The following is a 23,648-nucleotide window of genomic DNA, read 5'->3' on the forward strand; positions in this document are numbered from 1 at the left end:
CCTTTACGTACGCCTCTATATATTATGCCTGCTTGGAGCCGAATAGATGAACAACATACGGACTTTTACAAGCGAAACCTTCTGCATAAGGAATAAGCCTGCGCGCTCCAAGCAGTGAATCCCTGGCCCGCACACGCTCTATGTACCCCTCGGTCAGCGGAGTAGAGACTGCATCTTCTTCAGCCTTTTGGAACTGGGAACGGTAACAAGACAGGGCCTGCTCCTTAACGGCGTAATGATCCGTAACGTCAACGACCAGGTCCGTTCTTCCGATATCATTAATGAAATAAAAATAAAGCTCGTCCACCTTAACCGGCGGCTGCTCGGGCATGTAACGACGAAGCTTGGCATTAAATACCGCTTCCTCAACCAATCGGCTGCAAGCCACATGGTCCGGATGGCGATCCTCCCAATAAGGAGCAAACACAATCGAGGGAGCAAACTTGCGAATCTCGGCTGTGACCACTTCAATGTTCTCCGGCGTCACAAATAAGCCGCGGTCCGGCAGTCCCAGATTCGTACGGACCTTGAGATCCAGAATCCGGGCAGCCTGGTCTGCCTCCTCCTTGCGAAGGTCGACCGTACCGTTGGACGACATCTCGGCCCGCGTTAGGTCACAGATCCCGACCGACAGTCCCGCTGCCGTATGCTTCGCAATCGTTCCTGCCATCCCGATCTCGGCATCGTCTGCGTGTGCTCCGAAGATTAAAACATCCAGTTGGCTGTTCATTAGCTATCCACACCCGGTTTGTATTTATGAACGAGTTCCCGCCATGCAAAATCGCCACGGTCCAGCGCTTTAACAAGAATCTCGGCCGTTGCCACATTGGTAGCAAGCGGAATTCCCTGCACGTCGCACAAGCGAAGCAGTGCGTTAATGTCCGGTTCATGAGGCTGTGCCATCAAAGGATCCCGCAAAAAAATGATCAGATCCATCTCATTGTCCGCAACGAGTGCGCCAATCTGCTGGTCGCCGCCAAGCGGTCCTGAAGCAAAACGGTGAATGCTAAGCTTGGTTTGCTCCATAATACGGGTTCCCGTCGTTCCCGTTGAGTAAAGATTATGATCTTCGAATACATTTTCATACGCGATAACGAAATTGACCATTTCCTCTTTTTTACGGTCATGAGCGATAAATGCAATATTCATAGTAATTTCTCCCCTATGTTAGTCGATAAAATGATCAAATCCATAGACCAAGCCGGTGTACCCCATTACCTTCTCTATAGCCATCTTCACACCCGGCATGTAAGCTGCACGCTCATAGGAATCATGTCGAATCTTCAAGCTCTGCCCGTAACCGCCAAATATAACTTCCTGCTGGGCAAATACACCCGGCAGACGAACGCTGTGAATACGGAAGCCGTTATAATACCCGCCTCTGGCGCCCTCGATGACCTCTTCTTCCTTCGGATTGCCCTGCCGGATCTCCTCGCGGTTTGCGGCAATCATTTCCGCTGTTTTGATCGATGTTCCGGAAGGCGCATCAAGCTTCTGGTCGCCATGAGTTTCAATGATTTCAACATGAGGCAAATATTTGGCAGCCGCAGCGGCAAACTTCATCATCAGGATTGCTCCGATGGAGAAGTTCGGAGCGATCAAACCGCCGATATTCTGCTCCACACACTGCTTGTCCAACTCTTCGATTTGCTCTGGCGTGAAGCCGGTTGTGCCCATGATCGGACGCACGCCGTGCTTAATGGCCAGAGCCGTGTTGATATAGGCAAACTGCGGTGCTGTAAAATCAACCATGACATCCGGTTTCGATTCAACCAGCGCCATCTCCAGATCGGAGGTCACCGTAATGCCGCAAGCAGGAAGACCCACAAGCGTCCCTGCATCAGCACCCGCATCCGATCGGCCTACTGCGGCAACCAGTTCCAGTTCATCATCGCCCAAAACAAGTTTCACTACTTCTTTACCCATACGGCCGCCGGCACCGACGACCGCAACTGTCCATTTGTTTGTCATTCTACATGTCCTCACTTTCAATCCGATGCTGTATCCTGCATATATGATTTCAAGCGCTGTTTGAGTTCCTCCATAATATGCTGAAGCCCACTCTCCTGCGGGTACAATGAAATGACCTCTTTTAGCGTGGAAATGGCGCGCGCATGCTCATCAAGTTCGCTGTAGACCAGAGCAAGCCATACGTAGGCCTGGGCGTATAAAGGGTCCATCGCTACGGCTGATTTCAGATGAGACACGGCCTGATAGAGCTCAGACTTGGTTACATCCTTGCGATTCTCGACCATTTTTCTGGCACGCTGCACCAGCTCCGCCGCCTTGATATGCTGTAAGTGAAGCGCATATTCCGGTTTGTCCGGCTGCAGCCTGACGGCTTCTTCCGCGTGAGTAATTGCCATCTCCAGTTTGTTGCTTCTGCCGTAGGTAATGGAGCATCGGTAATGCACTTCCGCATCTCCCGGATTCGCAATGATCGCTTGCTCAAACCAACGTAACGCCTCTTCGAAATCATTCTGAAGTATGCAACGATATGCTTTTTGTATATAACTTTCAGGTTTCACGGGCTGTCCCTCCCCACAGCGGGTTTGGTACAGCATATGTAGCAACAGCCTAATCGGTGTTTATTTTCGTCCAACGATCGGCATCACGCGTCGCAAATTTATGCATGACTTTAGCGTGCGCTTCCGCGAGATCAATGCCTAGGGAATTGGCAAAACAAATCGTAATAAACAATATATCTCCAAGCTCCATTTCGATGGAATTGTCTGCTTCATCCGCTTTCTTCGGTTTTTCTCCGAACTGATGATTAACCTCTCTGGCGAGCTCGCCTACCTCTTCCGACATCCGGGCCATCATGGATAAAGGACTGAAATAACCTTCCTTGAATTGTGATATGTATTGATCGACTTCCTGCTGCATTTCAGCCATTGATTTTCCCAAGACTCTATAACTCCCTTCACTGCACAGTCTGCCTCAACTTGTAAATCCAAGCTGCAAGCAGCATTCTCTCATGACGAGCGATTGGTTTTAAACCTATGTTATCGTAAAGCGGATTTGAAAACAAATAATTTTTTATGGCTGGGACATGATCGGCACATACTAGGTAGGTGTACGAGCAACCCAGACATACGGGTTTAATATCCACCATCGGGAATGCGAGGGGTCTTATGAAAACGTCCAAATTGCTCCATCAACTTCAAACGATCATTCCGATCATCGCCGGCTCCGCCATTTACGCATTCGGCCTTATGTATTTCATCATTCCGAATGAGCTCATGGAGGGGGGCGTCACTGGTATTACCGTACTGCTTAACTATGCCTTTAACATATCGCCGTCCATCTCAACCATGGCGCTCAATATCCCGCTATTCTTGGTCGGCATGAAAATTCTCGGCAAACGCCAGTCTGTTTACACAGGTCTCGGCATTGCCTCATTAACCCTGTTTTTGTGGCTGTTCGAAGCGTTGATCGACCGCGGTTATGTTGTGCCGTTTCACACCGAACAGGATTATATTCTTGCTGCTCTCTACGCAGGTGTCACATTGGGGGCTGGGCTCGGCATTGTGTTCCGGTTTGGCGGTACGACGGGCGGTTCAGACATTATTGCCAGAATCATTAACCGGAAATTCGGCTTCAGCATGGGCCAAATTATTCTATCCCTGGATATCTTGATCATCGGGCTTTCCCTATTCTTTATCCCGCTCGAACGGATATTGTATACCCTCGTCGCCGTATTCATCGCTTCCAAGGTCATCGATTTCATTCAGGAAGGCGCTTATGCCGCCAAAGCCTTCACCATTATCAGCGATCAGGCACCCGAACTTGCCCATCGCATATCAACCGAGATGGATCGTGGGGTTACGCTAATCCCCGCCATCGGTGCCTACTCCAAGCAAGCCAAGCATATGGTATACTGCGTCGTATCCCGGCAGGAAATTCGCCGCTTAACGGGAATCGCCAAATCGTTGGACCCTCGGGCATTTATTATCATTAATGATGTCAATGATGTGCATGGCGAAGGATTTAAAGAGGAATAGCCCGGTTCGCACCGGGCCACAATTGGAACTGCTATGGATTCCCGCCTACATTTTGCGAGGGAACATCGGTTTTGAGCTAAACTGCTGACCACGGTATTTGCGGTATCCCGCAAACGTTAATGCCGCCAAAATGAATGCACCGATGACCAGCTGCCAGGTCCATGGCTCCTTGACCTCTCCCAGCGGAGCTAGGGCAGGTTCATCCTTTTTCTTGCCAAACAACGAGTTGATCATTTCCTCTCCCTGCGAAACCACTTTTTGCACCTGTGCCGTGTCCCCCGATGACACTAGACCCCCTGCATAGGATATCCAGGACTCCATCATGTTGACATCCTCAGGCTTTCGCTGTATGACAACGGAAGGACGGATGAGTTCATAATGTTCACTAAGGCTGGCATATGCTCGTCTCATGCCAGCCTGATCCTGCTGAGCAGCATATTCCCCCATAACCCTCAGGTCTTCACGTATGACCTTGTAATATTGCAGCCATAACGCATCTTTGACATGGATCAGGCTATCGGTTGCCATACGGAGTTTACCTGCGGACACCATCCAGTGCTGCGGCTCCTGCGTAGCCCGTGCCGTGGCTTCTTTCATCTCCAAAATACTCTCAGCCAAGACATGAATACCTTCTACACCGGTCAACCCCTGAAATGACGAAGCCTCAAACAACCCGGATACCCGGCGAATATCCTCCAGCACGGCTTGTACATTGCCTTCCTCCACATGACGGTACAGCTGCTCTACTTCCTTGTTCAGCGCCTTGGCCTGTATGGATGCGGCGGGCGAAGTCTCCGACTGTTCATTTGCCGGGGTAGCCCATACAGAATCACCCATGCTGACGGTAACCAGCATAAGCAGTGCAGACAGGCACAGCAGGAGCTTCGGAAAGGTTCGAAACATGGGACATCCCTCCTACCGTATATGTATGGCAGAAGGGTTGCTCATAGAACCGCGTTGCCTACACGGCTAACGGTGTTTGGAATTCCCGTATTTCATGAAGATCCAGCCGGCAAAACCGCTGAATAGAGTCAAAAGATAGGTGAACAGCTCGACCGCTGAAAGGTCATCATATAGTTGACCCGGCAGCCAAGGAAATACGCCGTACGTATAATCTACGGTGTCATTCAACAGTGTCCATGCCATGGCCCCGGTGAGCGCTGTCCAGCGATAATGAAACAATCGTACGAACAATAACGCTTCCACCGCCATGGCCGTATGTGAAGCAACGAGCATCCAATCCTGCCATGCCAGCACATCCCCTTGGGCTTGTCCGGCAAATATGATAGCAACAGCCCATATTCCATACTTTACCGAAGTAACGACCGCCAGCGCCTCAATGAATTGCTGAAACAAGGAGCCCCCAAGCCCCCGAGGCGGGTAAAGGAGCAGCAGAAGCGCTAAACTGAAGAATAAACTGGCCGTCGGGCTGTCCGGTACGAATATGACCTGCCATAGCAAGCCATGATCCACGGTATCGACCATTTGACCCCCATACCATATGTATCCATAAATCGTTCCAAGGATGTTGCATATGAGCAGCAACCAGAGAATCGATCGCTTGCTTAGAAATTCCCGGCTCCAAAAATACGAAATCGACAAACTCTGTCCTCCTGTCCTGTTCCTTGTATTGTGAATTTTACGACTAATGCCGATTATACCTAATCCCCACATACATTTCATCTATATTTAACATTTAAAAAAACCTGACCGCAATGCGGTCAGGTTCGTCTATGCATCTTACTCTGCAGCTGCTTCTGCCTTTTGGCTTGCAAGCCAATCAGCCAGCTGATCGAGTTGTTCTTCGGTTACTCCAGCTGCAAGCGCCGTGTCTTTCATAGCCGGCATGCCGCCTTGGCCATTTTCAATAATAGCCATGATCTCTTCTTTTGTATGGGTATCCCCGACACCGCGAAGCGACGGACCGGATGCCCCTTTCAAATCTGCGGCATGACAAGAGATACAGGTAGCTGTCTTAAAGGTTTCCATCGCGGGATTATCCTTATCAACGATCGCTACAATGCTGTCTTCTGGCTGCTTCGCATTTGAGGTCGGAAGACCGGCTGCACGTTTCTCGTGAGCTTCTTCTTCACGCTGAATATGCTCAGGCTTCTGTCCGGTAGCTTCCAGCTCATGCACATAGTGCGTCCAGGCTGCGTTCGTCAGATAGATGACTGCAAATAACGACAGAATCATAAGGGCCGAAGTAATAGGCCGCTTGTAGAACCGCCGCTCTTTCCCCGTATCAAGGAAAGGAACAAGGAGCAATGCGCCGAAGGCAACACCCGAAACACCAATCGTACCCAGTACTACATAATCACCGGAAGCGTATGGAAGCTTCAGGTATTCATACAGGAACAGGAAGTACCAGTCCGGCATCGGGATTACTGAAGCTCCCGGATCCGCCGGATAACCGAGCGGAGCCGGCTCCGAGATGGTCAGCACAAGGAAACCGACCAGTACAACTACACCAACCATCCATTCCTTCAACAAGAAGTTAGGAATGAACGCTTCTGATTTGCCGGGATAAGCGGTGTAATCCGGCGGCGTAACCCAACCGCTGCCTTTTTTCACACGTGAATCGCCGACATAAACTACTTTCTCATCAGATTTATGACCATGTGCCATAAATATGCGCCTCCCTTCTTCTTATAGTGGACCGGAAATACCTTGTCTGCGGATCATGATAAAGTGTCCTACCAGTAGAGCAAGAAGGACAGCCGGAAGGAAGAATACGTGAATCGCGAAGAAACGCGTCAACGTTTCGGCGCCTACGATCGTACCGCCTTGCAGCAATTCTTTAATGATAGGTCCAAGCCAAGGTACGGAGTTCGCAATCTCCAATGTAACTTTTGTAGCGAAGTAAGCTTTGTTATCCCATGGCAGCAGGTAACCTGTCAAACCAAGACCGAGCATAACAAAGAAAATGAGCATACCAACAACCCAGTTCATTTCACGCGGCGCTTTGTAAGAGCCGGTGAAGAACACGCGCATCGTATGCAAGAACATCATCACGATTACCAAGCTTGCGCCCCAGTGGTGCATACCGCGGACAATCTGTCCGAAGGCAACCTGCGTTTGCAGGTACTCAACACTGTTGTAAGCGTTTATGATATCCGGTACATAATACATCGTCAGGAACATCCCCGACAGAATCTGGATGACTGTGATAAAAAACGTCAAGCCGCCGAAACAGTACACAAACGCGGAGAAATGATGCGCCGGGTTTACGTGTTCCGGTACCTCGTGGTCTGCAACGTCTCTCCAAATCGGCGTGATATCGAGACGTTCATCAATCCAGTTGTAGACATTCTTCAACATCTGAATCTACGCCTCCTATTTAACTACGGTATTTGGCACGATGGCGCCGAGGTAAATCCAGCCGTTCTCGATTTTCGTCTCGTACTGGTCAAGCGGCTTCGGCGCTACTGCCAGGTTCTTACCGTCCGGTGTATAACGCGCACCGTGGCAAGGGCAATGGTATTCATCAGGGAAATTTTTGTTGTTATTCCATCCAACAAGGCATCCCAAATGCTTACAGATCGGTGAAAGCGCTACAATTTCACCCTGATCGTTCTTACGAATCCACGCCGTCAAAGTAGCTGTACTGTTGTACCAGCCGTCCTGCTGTTTGAGCTCGAAATGGAATTCCTGTGGATCGTTGGTAATTTTGCTCTCTTCCGCGACCTTTACAAAAGACCCTTCTTCTTTATTTTGAAGAATCGGATCAACGGCAAAGCGAAGCATTGGCAAAACTACTCCAGCAGCCATATAAGCTGTGGCACCGCCCAACGTGTATGTAAGAAATTGTCTGCGGGACATCTCTTTCTGTCGGGGTGGATTGTGCGATTCTTCATGCTCGTCATTGTGGTTGCTGCTCATTCTGTGTTCAACCCCCTTTGTCAACCGTTCTTAAGTGTCATCAATGATTAAAATCACACGACTTACTAGGACATACTAATAATATCTTAGGCTCCCAAGACCGTCAAGAATTTGAACCCCAAATTTGGGTTCGCTTCCAATAGCCCTTTCATAAATTGTTGGTTTTTCGTCACATTTAGACTCAGCTTTCCTGCTGCCACATTTCACTGATTTGCCCGGTAACGATGGCTGACAAGGGGATGCCTTCGCTAGCTTCCAACCTGCGCCGGGACAGGACCAGCGTGCTTTCAGGCACGTCCTCTATAGAGAGCTCAACATCCGCTGTCATGATAACAACAAATTTAAACCCGCTGGATTTGACATTGTGACAAACTTCATTTAGAAGCTTTATATCTTCAGTATTTCCATATTGCACAGCAGGATATGTAACCAATCTTCCCTTAAACGGAATTTCAGCCAAATCCATAAAATCCCGCAGCCGTTCAAGCGCAGCTGTCGCCTCCCACGGCGTTTCCATACCCGATAATCCGGTAAACGGAATCAGGCAGGTATCAAAAAAAGGTGTAAGTTCCGGCCAAGTCTGCTCGTCCACTTCACTAAATTTCATGCAAGGTACATCCTTTCTGCTCACTCATCATCATTTTGTTATCATTATACGAGTGCAAGGGCGGGTAAAGCAAAAAAAAGAAGAAATGCGATAAAGCATTTCTTCAATTCAAAGTCCTCAGTTCATCCGTCAGGTTTCGGAAAGCCACTTCGTCGCCGGAAGCCAGCGCTTCGTCAATTTCTTTATACAGCTCTTCACTCCGATGCTTGCGCAATGCTTCGTCCCACACCATTTCGGCCGCCAGACCTAACATAACCTCGTAAGTAACCTTCATCTTATCCATTAGGATGCACCTCCAAACTAAATTTGCGTATACCTTATATTCTTTCCCTTTAAATGCTTTACTTCCAAAACTTTTTGCGGCTGCTGCGAATGTAACCAAACAACCTAGAGAATCAAATCATTCGAATCGCTGATATGTAAGCCTGCTTCCGCGGCCTTCAAGCCAAGCGCCGTCATTTTGTACGTTGTTCCCATACTCTGGCTCTCTCCTATTCTGAGCATCCCCAAATGCATCAGCATGCGGATAATCCGCTGCTCCAAAATATTTTGTGGACTGTCATAATAGAAAGGACGGATTAGCCAGCCCAGCGATTCGTAAAGAGAGGCTGCGGTGACCCAATCTCTTGCGCATTGACTGATCCAGTATACAAGAGAATTGATATTGGGAATTGCGCCTTTATAAAGTCTTAACCAAAAGCGGAATATCTGTATCACGCTAACTTGATTTCCTTCTTCCATAAGCGCAGTTCCGCTTTCAGTCAGGATCAACCGGGCGTTGTTTTCCCTGATCCATTTTTTAGCGTAAGCATAATCGTACAGCAGTGCAAAGCGATCCGGATATTCAATGCAGGAGCGGCCATACCCGAACCTCCATGCTCCCTTGGTAATCAATGGCTCGGAAATATGCAGTGTACTCATGAGCTGCTGCTGATTTCGCCTATACATGAATCCTTCCTGATTCAACTCGATATCATGTCTGCCGACATATTTAAGAATCAGTTTGAGATCTTCTGCGGCGAGTCCCTGCTCATCCCGGTACACTTCCGGGTCATCACTTAATCGCTGCAGATTTTGATGAAGCCGTTCACGCAGCACGTCACGAAACCGCTCCTTCATATCCGAAGGCACTTGAAACAAATACTTGGTGGAATGGGTGAAGCCGTTAAACAACCAGCCGCTTCGGCGATAACGTGCGACCGCCTCACGCGGACTTTCCGTTTTGACGGCGGCAGCTTTCTTGTTTGAAGAAGCTTGATCCTCTTTCTCCTCCAATTCCGCCGCATGACGGATCGCAGCCGTCAATTCTTCCAGGCTATAGCCTGTTCGAGTATCAAATGCCAGGTTGTTCAGAAACCGCAAATCGCTTGGTGACAAGCTGCTGACCTGCTCCTCGAAAAACTCTCTGCGTCCGAGCTTGGACAGAATACTCTGGATCAGTTCATGCTTTGAATTCCGCTTAGCGTCACAATCATAGTGATTCGCTATATTGCTAAGCTGTCCAATATCGGCATATGTGAGCATATCCGCTAGATTCATCTTCCATCGCCTCGCCGTTTTACAACCATTATGGGAAGGTTTTGGACATTTGATACCTGATACACTTCGGTTTAACGAAATATTTTTTATTTTTTTTGTATATAGAAATGACTATGCTCTCTTATTAAATGATAGAATACTTACTGATTGCTGCTGAGATTTCGCTTATGATGTATTACATCTAAATAAAATGAAAAAACCACTTTATGAAGGAAATGATTGAATCACTACAGGAGGACATGATCATGAGAACCCCAGAACATGAAATATAACTAGGTGCAAATCGAATCCGCGGACCTCCATTAAGAGCTTTTCAACAATGAAACAACACTCTTAATAAAAGCTTGGAGGTTATGTGAAATGATAAAAGAAACAGCGTTTATGGCCTTTATTCAAGATATCGATCAACATTTTTCAGGATGGGACTTCTCGCGAATTACAGCATCAGGCCGCATGCAGTCCCATGCTCTCCCCTGGTCTTTAGGCAGCATGGTCATTCCGTTCATGCGAGATGCCGCTACGATGCTGGATATGGGAACAGGCGGAGGAGAGTTCCTATTCTCCCTTCATCCACTGCCGAAAACGGTTTATGCCACTGAAGGGTATAAACCAAACGTACCGTTTGCAAGACAAAGACTTGAGCCGCTTGGCGTAAAGGTCGTCTATTTTGAAGAGGATTCCTCGCTGCCTTTGAAGGATCATTTTTTTGATCTGATCATCAATCAGCACGAGTCCTATTCCGCAGCGGAAATCAAAAGAATTCTTAACGAGCAGGGCGTGTTCATAACCCAGCAATCTGGGGGAACCGACTGTTATGGAATCAACGAATGGTTTGGCGTTCCGTTAAATGAAGAGTTCGCGCATTGGGATCTGGCAACCGCTGTCCAAGAACTGCAGGATCACCGTTTCAACGTCACCTTCAGCCGGGAAGCCTTTTCACCGCAGCGGTTTTATGACATCGGTGCACTGGTCTATTACCTGCAAGCGATTCCCTGGCAGATTCCCGATTTCACAGTGGAACGGTACCTTGAGCCTTTATATCGGATTCATCAGGAAATCCGGACCAAAGGCTATTTCGAGGTGCAGCAGCATCGGTTTATTTTAATAGCGCAAGCGTAGATCTTCATCCTAATACCAAAAAAGAGCCTTCCCGCGGGGAAGGCTCTTACTTCATTAATGAATCACCATGTTACGACTGTTTTGTCAACAGATGCTTGGTACAGTTAAACAGCAGGGGCGACCAGTCATCATCTTTTCTCTCGAGGACGGTGAGCGACAAATTGCCGATCCGCTCGCTTAGAACGCCGCGGCACACCAGCTTGTAGAGCTGCGCTAAAAAACCACCGTGACTGACAACCAGGATATTAGCGTTTGGGTGTTTATGCCACATATCATCCAAAAAGACAAGCCCCCTGGATTGAAGCTCCAGATCCGTCTCCTGTCCCAAATCGAGCAGGTGCCAATCGGCACCGAATCGGGATTCACGTTCTTCCGCTGTCAAACCTTCCACCTGACCGTACTTGCGCTCGCGCAAACGGTCATCCGGCGGCATCAATGGAATGTTCAACATGGACGAGATGATCTTAGCGGTTTCTTCAGCACGGGAAAGTCCGCTGCTAACGGCAAAGTCCCACCGATATGGCTCCTGCAGTAGTCGATCCCCAAGCAAACGGGCTTGACGACGACCTTCCTCATTCAGTGGAATGTCCGTTTGACCTTGGATTTTGCCTAACGCATTCCAATCCGTTAAACCATGACGAACCAAGCCGATTTGCATGCCGCATCTCCTCCATCCTAACCTCTTTTTTATCTTCTGACTCGATTTAATTTTTTCAGGAAAAACATGGCGAATCCAATGCCCAATAGGGATAGTATCATCCAATATTCTGGCTGGGTCGGGCTCATATCAACCACAAAAGGATCAATAATGCCGCTGTTGGTTTTCGGAATCTTGTATTCGTCCTGAGAGTTCAGGGTTTGGGCTGTGTCAGCCACCCCCGTTGGGATGATCCCTGTCGTTACCGCTTCCGGAACTGGCTCCGGCTGATTGCCGGTTGCTGCAAAATAAACGAAGCTGCATACAAACAGAGCCAAAAAACCGGCAATCATGAGTGTCAGCCGCTTGCGGAACACTCGGCTTACCGCCCGACTCTTAGACGTTTCCTCCACCAGCCATGGGAAATCACGATAGATGCGGTCCATCACGTTGCGGTTGATCTGTTCAGCGTCCATGTCGGGGATCTCATGTTCCAGAACATGAACCATGTTCTGGCTTTCCACCCACATTTCGTACTCCGCTGCACACGAGCTGCAGGTTTGAACATGTGCTATCAGCCGTTGTCGCCGCAGATCATTGTCCGGCAAATCCCAGACAGTTTCCATCAGCTCTTGGGCTTCATCGCAAGTCATCTGTTCTTCATCCCTCTCAGATCCTCAATAACCGACTCATAAAAATAGGGTTCGAGCTGAATTTTGACACTGCCGCGAGCTCTGAATAACAATGACTTAACCGAACTGACGCTTTGACCTAAAATATCTGCGATTTCCTGATAATCCAGTTGATCATATTCCCGAAGAATCAGCGCCGATCTCTGTTTCTCCGGCAAATTATTAATCGCTTCCCTTACCATATGTACTCGTTCACTGCGTAGGATTGCCTGCTCCGGAGCAACCTCCAGCGGAGCCACAGGCACGACCCCGCTCTCCTCCAGCGGCAATGTGCCGCTCCGATGCTTGCGTAGTTCGCTGAGAACGGTGTTACGGGCTATGGTATAGAGCCAGGTCGAGAAGGATGCATCCACTTCCCGGAATGAGTGCAAACTCCGGAATGCCTTATAAAATGTTTCCGAACATAAATCTTCAGCCATAAGCTCCATGTGCGAACTTTTTAACATATGATAGACAAATGCTAATATTTTTCTCTGATAACGCCGCATTAATTCGGAATAAAGTTCGGTATTGCCTTGCTTAATTTCTTGGATTAGTTGGGAATCCGTCATATGATTTTTCGTTCCTCCTTCACCATCCGGTGCCTCTTCCCTGTCCATTACATCTCCCTCCGGATGCAATGATCAAGGATTTGTGCAAAAGTACCGTCAAACCATATATAGTTACGCCACAAGATGTCTGACTATTCTATGTATTTGGCAATTTCCCCAAATCTTCTACACTAGCACTCTAGCATTATAGCACATATTGGAGAAAAGTTCAGGTTTGTGGCAGTAGCTTTACCACGGATAGGAATAAAGACAAAAAAAATCCGCCTTCAACATTGAAGGCGGTTGCACACAGTGCAATATTTTGGATAGGAGTGGAGAGAAACCATACTGTACTTTTATTATATGTATACGTTTTCATTTTGTCAACACTGAAAACGCATTTATTTCCGGTTGTTTAAAAACAACCGGAAAATTACTGGTACACCGAGTGTCCTTGCGACAGCAGAAGCTCTTTGGCCCGCTCCTGTTCGATTTCATTGCGGAAGGAAAGCCTCATCACACCAGGCACATCTTCCCGACTCTCGATAATCTGCATGTTGCTGAGGTTGATGCTGTTCGTCCCCAAATCCGTCGCTATGCGGCCAATGATACCCGGATGGTCAGGCACGTCCAGATACAAATCATATTGGGGAACGATCATTCCCTTCCTTCGCTCCGGCAGCACACTGCGGAATTCCCCCGCTCTGCGGAAAGCCGCTTCAATAGCAGCCCCGTCCTTCGACTCCAGCATGTCCATAAATCTCTGGATACCTTCGTTCCAGTCTCGTAACAGCGGCAGCATGACATTGCGATTATTTAATAGAATGTCCCGCCAAACGACCGGGTCGCTGGACGCGATACGGGTAATATCCCGGAAGCCCCCTGCAGCCAGCGTACGGTACAACGGATTATCGTCATTGTAGGAGCTGATCTGGTTCACCAAGGCTACTGCGATCACATGAGGCAGATGACTGATAGCTCCAACAATCTCATCGTGCAGCCTAGGCTCCACCTTTACAATGTGAGCACGCGTATACGACAGAAGCTCCACAAGGACGTCCAGCTTCTCCTGAGGGACATCATCCGGCGGAGTAAGCACATAATATGCATTCTCGAATAAAACGGTGGATGCAGCGCCGACACCGGATCTTTCCGAGCCGGCCATCGGATGTCCACCGATAAAATAGGCATCCTTAAGCGCAAGTTGGGATGCGCATTCGGCAATACTCGCTTTGGTACTGCCTACATCCGTAATAATGCATCCGGGTTTAAGCCGCAATTCACTCAGACGTTTTATGTACATCTCGAGACTTCCTACCGGAACGCACAAAAATATGACGTCCGCGTCCTGGGCAGCTTCTTCCACCGAAAGCGTAACCTTATCGACAACGCCCTTGGCGATTACCTGGTCAGCATATTCCTGCGTGTGGGCATAACCGGTAACGGTTATGCCTGGTTTTCCTTTGAAGTTTAATGCTAACGAACCGCCGATCAAGCCGACGCCGAAAATAGAAATTTGCATGGTCATATTCTCTCTCACTCGTTTCAAGCTGCGATTATGGTTATTTATTAGATCAAGCTGGAGCATTCACTTCTTGGAGCACTTGTTCCAATGCGCCGATAAAAGCCTTGTTTTGTTCTTCAGAGCCAACGGTTACGCGAATGTAGTTCGGGTAAACCTCAAAACCCGGACGTACGATGATGCCTTTGCTCAGCAGGGATTTGAAGACTTCAGTGCCCGGTCTCTTCACATCTACCATGATGAAGTTCCCGTTCGCAGGAAAATAGGATAATCCAAGACGATCAAACTCCCGCTGCACATAAGTGATTCCCTCAGCATTCAATTGACGGCATTTAGCTACGAACTCCTGATCTTTCAAGGCGGCCTTCGCGGCCACTTGGGCCAGGCGTCCTGTATTAAACGGCTCACGCACTCGGTTAATCAAGGAGATAACCTCAGGTTGCCCGATACCGTACCCGATGCGAAGGGCAGCCAGACCGTATATTTTGGAGAAGGTACGCAGGATGACCAGATTCGGATAACGCTCCATTAACTTGATGCTGGCCGGATACGAAGCGTCCGTTACGTATTCATAATAAGCTTCATCAAGCACAACCATCACGTGAGCAGGGATTTCATCCAGGAAAGATACCAGCTCGCTCTCGGAAACGATGGTTCCGGTCGGATTATTCGGATTGCACACCCAAATGATTTTGGTTTTGTCCGTAACGGTTTTTGCCATGCCCGGCAGATCATGTTTCCCGTTAACCAGAGGCACCTCAATGCTTCTCGCACCTTCAATATCCGCATTCGTTTTATACACCGAGAAGGTCTGATCGGCCATAATGGTTTCGTCTCCCGGCTCCAGGAACGCACGAATAATGAGGGCGATGATTTCATCGGATCCGCATCCGAAAATAATCTGATTGCGTTCAATACCAAGCTGATCAGCAAGCTCCGCCGTTAAATCGGCTGAACTTCCATCCGGATACAGGCTGAGCGTTGCCAGCTCAGCGGTAATGGCTTCGGTTGCGCGCGGTGAGCAGCCATACGGATTCTCGTTGGAGGCCAGCTTAATGACCACATCCAGACCTAGTTCTTTTTTGACTTCTTCGATGGGCTTCCCGGGTTGATATACAGGAAGATTAACAATTTGCGCTTTCGGTTTCATTCGATATTCGCCTCACCTTTCATAACTGCTTAAACACAACACTATCCCTTTAATTGTGCCACAAACTCTCTGATTTGCAAAAGTCCCTGCTGTCTTGTCTCTTCCTTCTCAAGGAGGGGAATAGTAGACTCGATCTGACGTACTATGGCACTGCCAACAACGACGCCGTCGCAGATTTTAGAGAATCTGGCAACCTGTTCACCGGACGAAATGCCAAAACCAATCGCGATGGGCACATTGCTGTACTGCTTCACCGTTTCAAGGAATGACTCCACTCCCGAATAAAAATCGTTGCGCTCGCCTGTCACGCCAAGTGAGGATACGCAATACACAAAGCCGGTCGCTTCCGAAGCGATGCTCGCAATCCGCTCATGGGAGGTAGGTGCCACCAGCGGAATCAGGTGAACGCCCGCGTCATGAGCCCGTTTCCGAACCTCTTCGGATTCCTCCACCGGCAGATCCGGAATGATCAGCCCGCTGATATCATGCCTTACCACTTCTTCGAAGAACACATCCAGTCCGGTCTGCAGGACCGGATTGTAATAGGTGAACAGAATGAACGGCAGCTTGCTGCCTCGTTCTCTCGCCAGGCGCGCGGTCTCCATGCAAGTGCGGATGTTCACCTTGCTCTTCAGGGCACGCTCGGAAGCACGCTGGATGACCGGGCCATCGGCGAGGGGATCAGAATAAGGAACGCCGAGTTCGATAATGTCGGCTCCCGCCATTTCAAGCTCATGTATGATATCCAGCGTCGCTTTCACATCCGGATCCCCAACGGTCAGATAAGGAATCAGGGCCGTCTTGTTTTGTTGATTCAACGACGCAAAGGTCTGGTCAATTCGGTTCATTCAGATTTCCCTCCCGTGTAAGCCATGATGGACTCCACGTCCTTGTCGCCGCGACCGGACAAATTAATGACGACGATATCGTCTTCAGTCCACGCGGACGCCATTTTTACGGCTTGCGCCACGGCATGTGCCGATTCCAGCGCGGGTATGATGCCTTCCGTTCGGCATAGAAGCTGCAAGGCATCCAATGCCTCTTGGTCGGTTATAGGCACATACTGCACACGCTCAATATCTTTTAAGTAGGAATGCTCTGGCCCAACGCCGGGGTAATCCAGACCGGCAGAAATGGAATGCGCCTCCTGAACCTGTCCATACTCATCCTGAAGCAAATAACTCATCGATCCCTGGAATACGCCTTGGGTCCCCTTGGACATGGTGGCCGCATGATAATCGGTATCGATCCCTTTCCCGGCCGCTTCGACACCGATTAGACCGACTTCCTTATCTTCCAGGAACGGGTAGAACATGCCGATCGCGTTGCTTCCTCCCCCGATCGGTGCAAGAATCGCGTTTGGAAGTCTTCCTTCCGTCTCCAGAATCTGCTTGCGGGTCTCGTCACCGATAATCCGCTGGAAGTTCCGGACCATCATCGGATAAGGATGCGGACCTACTGCGGAACCAAGCACATAGAAGGTATCCTCAACGTTGCTGACCCAGTAGCGAAGCGCCTCGTTGCCGGCATCCTTCAGCGTTCGGCTTCCCGACGTCACCGGAATCACTTCGGCTCCGAGCATTTTCATGCGGAATACATTCAACTGCTGCCGCTTGGTATCCTCTTCGCCCATGAACACCTTGCATTCGAGACCGAGCAGAGCGGCTACGGTTGCAGTGGCAACCCCATGCTGCCCGGCGCCCGTTTCAGCAATGACCTTGCCTTTGCCCATACGCTTGGCTAACACGCCTTGAGCAATGGCGTTGTTGATTTTGTGGGCGCCTGTGTGGTTCAAATCCTCCCGCTTCAGATAAATTTTAGCCTTGCCGAGATGTTTGCTGAGTCGTTCAGCATAATATAAAGGCGTTTCCCGTCCGGAATACTGTTTAAGCAAATAAGCAATCTCCTCTTTGAAGGCAGGATCCTCCGAAAAGCGAATATACTCTTGTTCAAGCTCTATTAAAGCGTTCATGAGCGTTTCCGGTACAAACCGGCCACCAAACACTCCAAAACGTCCATTACGGTCAGGAAGTTGCGTCATTTCCCCTTCACCCTTTCTATGAATGCCATCACTTTGTTTATGTCCTTCACGCCAGGCTCGCTCTCAACGCCGCTGGATACATCCACGCCGTAGGGAGCGTATTGGCCTATTAAATGCGATACATTATCCGAATCCAATCCGCCGGCTACAAACAAGGGGATCCCTTGCCGTTTCGCCCATTCCTGGTAAGGCGGGATAAGATCCCAGGCAAATGTCTTGCCAGAACCTCCGCCATACACCGGATCATACGTATCGATCAGCAATCCGTCGATGCAGCCCGCATACGGATCCAGTGTTGACAGACGTTCTGATTCCGGGCGGTCACTCTCGATCGATATCGCCTTAAAAACGGAAACCGGGAAGCGCTCCTTCACTTCCCGGCAAAATTGCGGCGATTCCTGACCATGCAGCTGCACGACGTCGAGCGCTGCTTCTCGTAGAAGCTCTACCAGCTCATTCAAATCAGGGTTAACCAAGACGCCGACAGCGGCGGGAATCTTGTTATGATCCCATTCCCGCAATACCTGCATAAGCTGTGCAGCCTGCTGCGGAGATACCTTCCGCCGGCTCTTGGCAAATACGAATCCGATATAATCCACAGGTAAGTTTATCATAGATTTTAGCACTTCAACGCTTTGAAGTCCACATATTTTTAGCGCTGTACTCATCACTCAACATCCCCTTTATTCGACGTCTGCAGCGATCGGCAAGGGTCCCATCAGATCGTTTACCGCGCGGAACACGTCCTGCTGGCGCATGAAATGTTCTCCAACCAGAACGCCGTGTGCTCCCACATAATGCAAGTAGGAAATGTCGGCCGGGCTCGATATACCGCTTTCGCTGATCAAGGTAATTCCCTGCGGTACTTGTGCCGCGATATCGGCTGTTGTCTGCAGCGATGTTTCAAAGGTCCGCAGATTGCGGTTGTTTATTCCGATCAGCTGAGCTGTTCCCAGCCCAAGTACCGATTCCAGCTCTTCCCCATCATGGACCTCAATCAGGCAATCCAAGCCAATCGAGCCGGCGATGTCTATAAACTCCGCGATCCGCTCAGGCTCCAGTATGCTCGCTATTAAGAGAACCGCGTCTGCACCTAACAGTCGCGCCTCGTAAATCTGAGTCTCGTCGATAATGAAATCCTTGCGAAGCAAAGGAATGTTGACAGCCGCCCTTACCGCTTTCAAATACTCTCCACTACCCTGAAAATAGTCCTTGTCGGTCAGCACGGAAAGACAATCGGCGTCGGCTGCTTCATAAGCTTTGGCGATCATAACCGGGTCAAAGTCCGGACGAATTAACCCCTTGGACGGCGAAGCCTTCTTCACCTCGGCAATTAACCCCATGCTGCGGTTACGCCCCATGGACAACGCCTTCTCAAAGCCGAGAGTCGGCGGTAAATCCGCTATTTGCCTCTCTGCCTCCGAGATGCTGAATGTATCTCGCAGCTGAGCAACTTCTCTGCGTTTCGTTTCTACTATTCGATCAAGATACATAACTCATTTCCCCCGTTCTTGAGATCAGCTGCTCCAGTTTGGACTGAGCCAGCCCTGAATCGATAGCTCCCGCAGCACGCTGCACACCTTCGGTCAAACTATCCGCAAGTCCGGACACATAGATGCAGGCACCGGCATTGGCAAGCACGATATCCCGATAAGCACTGCGCTCACCGCGCAGCACGGATCCGATGATAGCCGCGTTCTCTTTTGCATCGCCGCCCAGAATATCGCTCATCGGATGAACGGACAGTCCCAGGTCATGCGGATGAATATCATACGTTCGGACTTCTCCGCCACGAAGCTCGGATACTCGCGTAGGTGCAGAGATGCTGATTTCATCCAAGCCGTCATGGCTGGTTACCACCATGGCCCGCTTTAAACCAAGCTCTTTAAGCACCTGTGCGATGGTTTCCGTTTTGTTCATATCGTATATCCCGAGCATCTGCCGATCTGCGCCGGCCGGGTTTGTCAATGGCCCCAGCATGTTAAATACGGTTCGAACCCCAAGCTCTTTGCGAGGAGCTGCGGCATATTTCATCGAAGGGTGGTAGATCTGGGCAAACAGGAAACAAATTCCGATATCATTCAGACAGGCTGTCGCTTGCTCTGCCGTCAAGTGGATATTCACGCCCAGCGCCTCGAGCACATCGGCGCTGCCCGCCCGTCCCGATGCCGAGCGGTTGCCGTGTTTGGCCACTCTGACCGAAACCGAGGAGGAGATAATGGCGGATACGGTAGAAATGTTAAACTTATGAATCCCGGATCCTCCGGTGCCGCATGTATCCAGCAGCTGGTTTCGCTCGGTAACAACGCGCCCGCCTGCACCACGCATCGCCTCGGCGAAGCCGGTGATCTCTTCGACCGTCTCCCCCTTCATTCTCAAGGCCGTAAGCAGCGCCCCGATTTGGGAATGGGTTGCCTGGCCTTCCATAATGGACTGCATGACCCCGCGCGCTTCCTCCCGGCTCAGATCTTGACCTTGAATCAGCTTCGTAAGGCTGGATTGCATCGTTTCCATGACGTTCATTACGTTCTCCTCCTTCGGTTTAAGGTGTGTATTGGTACAGGTAATCCTGATTAATTAAATCGTCAGCCCCCGTGCTGGACGGAAACATCGCTTCCGCGACGCGGATCGCCTTCAGCATCCCTTTGGCTTTGTTGATAGTTTCTTCATATTCCTTCTCCGGTACCGAGTCCCATACGATGCCGGCCCCCGCCTGGACATAAGCTTTGCCCTGACGAAAAATGATCGTACGGATCGTGATGCAGGAATCCATATTGCCGCCGAAGCCAAGATAACCGATGGCGCCCGCATACGCGCCTCTTGCTTCCCGTTCCAGCTCCGCAATAATCTCCATGGCCCTTAGCTTCGGAGCACCGGATACCGTTCCTGCCGGCAAGCAGGACAGAAAAGCATCGAAGAAATCCTTATCCTCTCTCAGCTGACCGGAAACGCTGGATACCATATGCATCACGTGGGAATACTTTTCAATCTCCATGAACGTGTCGCACTTCACTGTGCCGAACTCTGACACGCGGCCCAGATCATTGCGGCCCAGATCCACCAGCATCAAATGCTCGGCTCGTTCCTTCTCGTCCTGCAGCAGATCATCGGCCAGCGCCTGGTCTTCGGCCTCATCGCTGCCTCTAGGTCTGGTACCTGCAATCGGCCTTGTTTCCAATCTTCGTCCATCCACCTTCACCAGGGCTTCCGGGGAGGTTCCAACGATAATGTCGTCGTCCATCTTGAGGTAATACATATACGGTGAAGGATTTAGCGTTCTCAGCACCCGGTATACATGAAGCGGCGATACTTCGGTCTCAATATGGAAGCGTTGGGACAATACCACCTGAAAAATATCGCCAGCACGAATGTATTCCTTCGCTTGCTCCACATTGGAGAGGTACTTCTCTTTTGTCATATTGGATTTAATGTCGCCCATATCAACATCCGCCGGAATGCCTTTGGAGTTCACGTTCTCCCGCGGTCCCTGTTCTTGCAGCTGCTCGGCTGCGGCTTCCAAGGTACGGCATACATCCCGATAGCTTTGCCGGATGATTTCGTCCGAATCCCCCGGCTTCACATGTACGTTGCCAACCAGCATGATCTGCTGCTTCACATGGTCGAAGACAATGACTTGATCGCAAAACATGAACCGGATATCATCCATTCCGAGATCGTCCATCGCATGTGCCGGAAGCTTCTCATAATATTGGAGCAGGTCATATCCGAAAAATCCGATAGCCCCTCCGGTAAAAGGAGGCATCTCCTTCAGCTGCGGGCTGCGGTACGTTCGCAGCAGCGCCTTTAACTCCTCGACAGGCTTTCCTTTCAACAGGGAACGCTCTCCGTTCCTTTCAATTTCGATCTTTCCTTTTTTACCCGTAATCATTAAGAAGGGGTCTGTTCCAATAAACGAATACCGTGCCCACTGTACTCCGCCCTCAACGCTTTCAAGTAAAAATGCCCGCTTCCGTTCCGCATATCGTTGAAAAATGCGAATCGGGGTTTCCATGTCGGCTAACAGTCTGATCGCTACCGGAATCAGGTTATATTCACCTGCCATAGCCACCACTTGCTCCATCGATGGATTCGCCATGTCAATCCCTCCTTAATTGATGGTATACAACAAAAAAACCTCTACCGAAGTAGAGGTTAACGTTCAGAATAAGTCTATGAAAAAAGAGCGCGGTCAAGGAATTCAGAGCCCATTCAACGACGAACTACAGCGGCTATTGTTCCATTGACGGATACAAGAAATAGGCTTGTAACCAGCCGTGAACATGCTGTACTATTCATCATGAAATCAAGTTCATCCTTAATCCCGATTATGTTATTGCCTAAAATGCCTCAGCTCTTCTCAACTCAACTCATCTGTAAAACCTAACTCTACTCAGCTATTCTGATATCACTATACAGGATGAAGCCCTGTTGCTGCAACCCTAAATTTCTGCATCAGGCGTTGGAGCCTGATAAATCCGGGCGCAGCCGCTTGGCTTCATTCAAATACACATGCTTAATCTCGCTCTGGCTTTTATCCGTATTGACCTGAACCATAAACCGGATGCATCGCGGCAGACTGCCTTGGACCGGTATTTCAACCGAACACATCAAAGGGACCAGATCCCAGCCTTCCAGCTGGCGTATCGCTTTGGCCGGAAATGTCGCGTCCAGATCCTGTGTCATCGTAATCCATATATTGCTGATATACTCCGGCTGAAGCTCGTTGCGTCTCACCATCTCTTCAAGCAACCGCAGCGTTTCCTGTACAATCTCCTGCTCATCGTTGCGGGTGACGGTTGTCGCCCCCCGGATTCCCCGATTCATCATGAACTATCCCTCTCCCTTCAACTGTTCAACCACGGATCGAACAGCTTCTACCGGTACATCCTTAACGATGCTGACGGAGCCGATGGATTCCGGTACGATAAATACCATATTTCCCTTGGCAAACTTTTTATCATGCTGCATAGCTTCCATAATTCGCTCAACCGAGACGTCACCCGGCAAGGTTACCGGCAGATTCACCGCCTTGAGCATGCTCACCGTCTCATTGTGCAGATCCGCAGGTCTGCCAAGCTTTTCGGCAAGGCGGGCCGAGCCTGCCATGCCGATGGCAATCGCCTCGCCGTGCAAGAAGCGTCCGTAGCCGCCAACGGCTTCAATGGCATGACCGATGGTATGTCCGAGATTAAGGATGGCACGCAAACCGCCTTCCCGCTCATCCTGGGATACGACGTTCGCCTTGATCGCGCAGCCGCGCTCCAGGCCATATATCAACGTCTCAGGATCCAGGCTCAGCAGCTTTTGACCATTCTCCCGGCACCAATAGGCAAAATCACGGTCCAGGATCAAACCATGCTTCACCATTTCCGCAAGACCAGAAGACACCTCGCGCGGAGGCAATGACATCAGCGTGTTCACATCGTAAACCACCATAACGGGTTGATGGAACGCGCCGATCATATTTTTGGCTAACGGATGGTTGACCGCCACTTTGCCGCCAACGCTGCTGTCATGGGCCAGGATAGTGGTCGGGATCTGAACAAACGTCACGCCGCGCATATACGTTGCCGCGACGAATCCGGCCAAATCACCAACAACGCCTCCACCCAGCGCAAACACTGCCGAGCTGCGATCCAGCTTGCCGTTGATCGCTGTAGTCATTACCTCTTCATAGACCTGAAGCGATTTGGAGGATTCACCGGAAGGGACAATATGGGAAATAACCGTGTATCCTTCCGATTTTAACTGCTCCTCCACTCGAGACAAATAATGAGGCGCTACTTTATCATCCGTTACAATCAAATGAGGGCTCTTGCGTGTAATTCCATGCTTCGCGCTCAGCTCACCGATGGTGTCCAAAATACCAGCTCCGATATAAATCGGATAGGAACGCTCTCCCAGCTCTACCTGAAGTGTTCTCAT

Annotated in this window: 28 protein-coding genes; 2 read left to right on the forward strand and 26 right to left on the reverse strand. The window is 49.8% G+C overall.

The features are described from left to right. Positions 1–22: 22 nt before the first annotated feature. The 5 genes from bshB1 to AK95_RS02815 are packed head-to-tail and all read right to left on the reverse strand — an operon-like array spanning position 23 to position 2,907. Entirely contained in the window at positions 23–730 is a 708-nt protein-coding gene (gene bshB1 / locus AK95_RS02795; RefSeq protein ID WP_071218383.1) for a bacillithiol biosynthesis deacetylase BshB1, read from the reverse strand. Next, positions 730–1,149, reverse strand: coding sequence for a methylglyoxal synthase (gene mgsA, locus AK95_RS02800; RefSeq protein WP_071218384.1), 420 nt, complete (start codon positions 1,147–1,149; stop codon positions 730–732). Before mgsA ends, bshB1 begins: the two co-directional genes overlap by 1 nt. 18 nt (positions 1,150–1,167) lie before the next feature. After that, positions 1,168–1,971 carry a 4-hydroxy-tetrahydrodipicolinate reductase gene (gene dapB / locus AK95_RS02805; protein ID WP_071218385.1) on the reverse strand — a complete coding sequence of 268 codons (804 nt, stop codon included), beginning with the start codon at positions 1,969–1,971 and terminating at the stop codon, positions 1,168–1,170. A gap of 17 nt (positions 1,972–1,988) precedes the next feature. After that, positions 1,989–2,528 (reverse strand): tetratricopeptide repeat protein, encoded by a 540-nt coding sequence (locus AK95_RS02810; protein ID WP_071218386.1) that lies wholly within the window; start codon positions 2,526–2,528, stop codon positions 1,989–1,991. A gap of 49 nt (positions 2,529–2,577) precedes the next feature. Further along, complete coding sequence (locus AK95_RS02815) at positions 2,578–2,907, reverse strand: nucleotide pyrophosphohydrolase (protein WP_071218387.1); 330 nt, start codon at positions 2,905–2,907, stop codon at positions 2,578–2,580. A 227-nt stretch (positions 2,908–3,134) separates the two neighbouring features. Here AK95_RS02815 and AK95_RS02820 point away from each other — a divergent pair, with 227 nt between their 5' ends. Beyond that, positions 3,135–4,004, forward strand: coding sequence for a YitT family protein (locus tag AK95_RS02820; RefSeq protein ID WP_071218388.1), 870 nt, complete (start codon positions 3,135–3,137; stop codon positions 4,002–4,004). 45 nt (positions 4,005–4,049) lie between these two features. Here the strand turns inward: AK95_RS02820 and AK95_RS02825 are convergent, their stop codons facing one another. The 8 genes from AK95_RS02825 to AK95_RS02860 all read right to left on the reverse strand — a co-directional run bounded on the left by AK95_RS02825 (position 4,050) and on the right by AK95_RS02860 (position 10,032). Further along, on the reverse strand, positions 4,050–4,907 hold the full coding sequence (locus AK95_RS02825; protein WP_071218389.1) for a sporulation protein YpjB: 858 nt from the start codon (positions 4,905–4,907) through the stop codon (positions 4,050–4,052). Between the two features lie 66 nt (positions 4,908–4,973). Continuing rightward, a complete protein-coding gene (locus tag AK95_RS02830) occupies positions 4,974–5,606 on the reverse strand; it encodes a DUF1405 domain-containing protein (RefSeq protein WP_071218390.1) in 633 nt (210 codons plus the stop codon). A gap of 138 nt (positions 5,607–5,744) precedes the next feature. Then, positions 5,745–6,632, reverse strand: a complete 888-nt coding sequence (locus AK95_RS02835; protein WP_071218391.1) for a menaquinol-cytochrome c reductase cytochrome b/c subunit — start codon at positions 6,630–6,632, stop codon at positions 5,745–5,747. Between the two features lie 21 nt (positions 6,633–6,653). Continuing rightward, positions 6,654–7,325 carry a menaquinol-cytochrome c reductase cytochrome b subunit gene (qcrB, locus tag AK95_RS02840; protein WP_006209500.1) on the reverse strand — a complete coding sequence of 224 codons (672 nt, stop codon included), beginning with the start codon at positions 7,323–7,325 and terminating at the stop codon, positions 6,654–6,656. A 15-nt stretch (positions 7,326–7,340) separates the two neighbouring features. After that, complete coding sequence (locus AK95_RS02845; RefSeq protein WP_015734548.1) at positions 7,341–7,886, reverse strand: Rieske (2Fe-2S) protein; 546 nt, start codon at positions 7,884–7,886, stop codon at positions 7,341–7,343. A 181-nt stretch (positions 7,887–8,067) separates the two neighbouring features. Continuing rightward, a complete protein-coding gene (locus AK95_RS02850; RefSeq protein WP_071218392.1) occupies positions 8,068–8,493 on the reverse strand; it encodes a DUF2487 family protein in 426 nt (141 codons plus the stop codon). Between the two features lie 103 nt (positions 8,494–8,596). Next, positions 8,597–8,776, reverse strand: a complete 180-nt coding sequence (locus tag AK95_RS02855) for an IDEAL domain-containing protein (RefSeq protein WP_006209497.1) — start codon at positions 8,774–8,776, stop codon at positions 8,597–8,599. A 104-nt stretch (positions 8,777–8,880) separates the two neighbouring features. Next, complete coding sequence (locus AK95_RS02860) at positions 8,881–10,032, reverse strand: hypothetical protein (protein ID WP_071218393.1); 1,152 nt, start codon at positions 10,030–10,032, stop codon at positions 8,881–8,883. A gap of 360 nt (positions 10,033–10,392) precedes the next feature. Here AK95_RS02860 and AK95_RS02865 point away from each other — a divergent pair, with 360 nt between their 5' ends. Further along, a complete protein-coding gene (locus AK95_RS02865; protein ID WP_071218394.1) occupies positions 10,393–11,151 on the forward strand; it encodes a class I SAM-dependent methyltransferase in 759 nt (252 codons plus the stop codon). 70 nt (positions 11,152–11,221) lie between these two features. Here AK95_RS02865 and AK95_RS02870 read toward each other — a convergent pair whose 3' ends face one another. From AK95_RS02870 to aroB, 13 genes are all read right to left on the reverse strand, one after another. Next, positions 11,222–11,809: a histidine phosphatase family protein gene (locus AK95_RS02870; RefSeq protein WP_071218395.1), complete on the reverse strand. Its 588-nt coding sequence runs from the start codon at positions 11,807–11,809 to the stop codon at positions 11,222–11,224. 29 nt (positions 11,810–11,838) lie between these two features. Further along, a complete protein-coding gene (locus tag AK95_RS02875; protein ID WP_071218396.1) occupies positions 11,839–12,441 on the reverse strand; it encodes an anti-sigma factor family protein in 603 nt (200 codons plus the stop codon). Beyond that, complete coding sequence (locus AK95_RS02880) at positions 12,438–13,031, reverse strand: RNA polymerase sigma factor (protein ID WP_071218427.1); 594 nt, start codon at positions 13,029–13,031, stop codon at positions 12,438–12,440. The genes AK95_RS02875 and AK95_RS02880 overlap by 4 nt, the downstream gene beginning before the upstream one ends. A gap of 412 nt (positions 13,032–13,443) precedes the next feature. Beyond that, the gene (locus AK95_RS02885) at positions 13,444–14,532 is read right to left on the reverse strand and encodes a prephenate dehydrogenase (protein ID WP_201259343.1); all 1,089 of its coding nucleotides are present in this window, start codon (positions 14,530–14,532) and stop codon (positions 13,444–13,446) included. A gap of 52 nt (positions 14,533–14,584) precedes the next feature. Beyond that, positions 14,585–15,682, reverse strand: coding sequence for a histidinol-phosphate transaminase (hisC, locus tag AK95_RS02890; RefSeq protein ID WP_071218398.1), 1,098 nt, complete (start codon positions 15,680–15,682; stop codon positions 14,585–14,587). A 41-nt stretch (positions 15,683–15,723) separates the two neighbouring features. Further along, on the reverse strand, positions 15,724–16,530 hold the full coding sequence (gene trpA, locus AK95_RS02895) for a tryptophan synthase subunit alpha (protein ID WP_071218399.1): 807 nt from the start codon (positions 16,528–16,530) through the stop codon (positions 15,724–15,726). Then, positions 16,527–17,723, reverse strand: a complete 1,197-nt coding sequence (gene trpB, locus AK95_RS02900) for a tryptophan synthase subunit beta (protein WP_071218400.1) — start codon at positions 17,721–17,723, stop codon at positions 16,527–16,529. Before trpB ends, trpA begins: the two co-directional genes overlap by 4 nt. Beyond that, positions 17,720–18,394 carry a phosphoribosylanthranilate isomerase gene (locus AK95_RS02905; RefSeq protein ID WP_071218401.1) on the reverse strand — a complete coding sequence of 225 codons (675 nt, stop codon included), beginning with the start codon at positions 18,392–18,394 and terminating at the stop codon, positions 17,720–17,722. Before AK95_RS02905 ends, trpB begins: the two co-directional genes overlap by 4 nt. 12 nt (positions 18,395–18,406) lie before the next feature. Further along, positions 18,407–19,216, reverse strand: a complete 810-nt coding sequence (gene trpC / locus AK95_RS02910) for an indole-3-glycerol phosphate synthase TrpC (protein WP_071218402.1) — start codon at positions 19,214–19,216, stop codon at positions 18,407–18,409. Next, on the reverse strand, positions 19,206–20,246 hold the full coding sequence (gene trpD / locus AK95_RS02915; protein WP_071218403.1) for an anthranilate phosphoribosyltransferase: 1,041 nt from the start codon (positions 20,244–20,246) through the stop codon (positions 19,206–19,208). Before trpD ends, trpC begins: the two co-directional genes overlap by 11 nt. 19 nt (positions 20,247–20,265) lie before the next feature. Continuing rightward, positions 20,266–21,819, reverse strand: a complete 1,554-nt coding sequence (trpE, locus tag AK95_RS02920; RefSeq protein WP_071218404.1) for an anthranilate synthase component I — start codon at positions 21,817–21,819, stop codon at positions 20,266–20,268. Between the two features lie 356 nt (positions 21,820–22,175). Continuing rightward, positions 22,176–22,550, reverse strand: a complete 375-nt coding sequence (gene aroH / locus AK95_RS02925) for a chorismate mutase (RefSeq protein ID WP_009595253.1) — start codon at positions 22,548–22,550, stop codon at positions 22,176–22,178. Between the two features lie 3 nt (positions 22,551–22,553). Continuing rightward, complete coding sequence (aroB, locus tag AK95_RS02930) at positions 22,554–23,648, reverse strand: 3-dehydroquinate synthase (RefSeq protein ID WP_071218405.1); 1,095 nt, start codon at positions 23,646–23,648, stop codon at positions 22,554–22,556.

Origin of the sequence: Paenibacillus sp. LC231, from assembly GCF_001860525.1 — a bacterium.
In the GTDB taxonomy this organism is placed as follows: domain Bacteria; phylum Bacillota; class Bacilli; order Paenibacillales; family Paenibacillaceae; genus Paenibacillus_AQ.